Origin of the sequence: uncultured Ligilactobacillus sp., from assembly GCF_948826705.1 — a bacterium.
GTDB lineage: Bacteria > Bacillota > Bacilli > Lactobacillales > Lactobacillaceae > Ligilactobacillus.
The window spans coordinates 1-1,473 of sequence record NZ_CAQLEL010000124.1; the positions used below are offsets into that span (position 1 = coordinate 1).

Genomic DNA, 1,473 nt, shown 5'->3' on the forward strand with positions numbered 1-1,473 from the left:
ATCAATGATCCCATTAAATCCAGCCTTAGCAGCATTTTTCATACCATCCCAAATCCCACTAAAGAATTTTGCAACGCCGTCCCAAATTCCTCTCCAAGCACTGTCAATACCTTTAGCAACTCCGATAATGATATCTTTCAGACCGTTAATTGCTCCCGACCCAATAGACTTAATACCGTTCCAAATATCACTAAATAGGTTTTTAATACCATTCCAAACGCCAGACCAGTTGCCTTTGATCGCATTTGTTACGATCTTGATGACGTCTGCTATCACATCTAAGGCAGTTTTTACGATTGGCTTCATTATCTCCCAAACGCCATGTAAGACGCCCTTGATCAAGTTCCATGCACCTTTCCAAAGACCACTGATAACACTCATCGTTCCAGAGATAATACCCTTTATAATGCCCATCCCTAATTTAACGATAGGTTCCATGACTTTCCAAACCACTTTAACAGTCGTAGATAAAGCATTCCAAGCAAGTTTCCAAGCTATTTTAATTATTTCCATTTCGACTTTGATAGCATTAGAAATAATCTTCATACCAATTTTTACAATTGGTTCAATTATTTTCCAAGCCAACTTAACAGCACCAGACATTAAGCCCCAAGCTGTTGACCAACCTTTCTTTAAGACCGTCATTTCAAGATCAATGATAGCAGAGATAACTTTCATACCTGACTTAACAATTGGTTGGATCTCTTTCCAAATATTTGAAAGTGGCTTCTTTATAGTTTTTGTAATGTCATCAATTACTTTTCCGATATTTTTGATCCATTTCTTGATCCAAGATATTACTCCGGATAATCCATCAACAATACCGTGATAGATTTGTTTGCCAACTTTAGCAACTCCAGATCCAAAACTCTTGAGTGCATCCCAAGTTTTATTCACCCAATCTCTGAATGGTTTGAAGTGCTTGTAAGCTTCGTAAACTACGACGCCCAATGCTATTACTGCACCAATAATCAAAATTATTGGATTAGCTGCAAGGAAGTCTCCGAAAACCAAAAGTGAAGCACCGACAATATCAATAGCTCCAGATAGCACTTTAAAAGCAGAGGCTGCCGATGTAACAACGCTCGCAACTGTAGAAGCCGCCTTAATTGCTGTAAAAGCTGTTGCAATTGATCCTAACGCGACACCAACAGCCTTTAGAGCTCCTTCATGTTTAGTAATAGCAGACATTTTTTTATCAGTATCACTCAATGCGGGAATAAGTGGTGATATTTTATCAAACGCAGCACCTAACGCTTTACCAACGTCATTAAGCACATCTGCGAATGTTGAAAAAGCAGACTTAGCAATAACACCCGCCATCTCTCCTAACGCACTTACTACTGGCTTAACAAAGCTCAAAACTGTATTCAAAGCCTGCGATACAGTTGAAAAGATCCGAGCTACACCGCTAAAATCTAGCTTACCTTTCGCTTTATCAGCTTCATCACCCGTTAAACCTAAGCCTTTTGC

At 39.2% G+C, this 1,473-nt stretch carries 1 pseudogene; it reads right to left on the bottom strand.

Features of this window, described 5'->3' with window-relative positions:
* Positions 1–1,473, bottom strand: a pseudogene (locus tag Q9Q35_RS09030) (hypothetical protein); the annotation flags it as partial.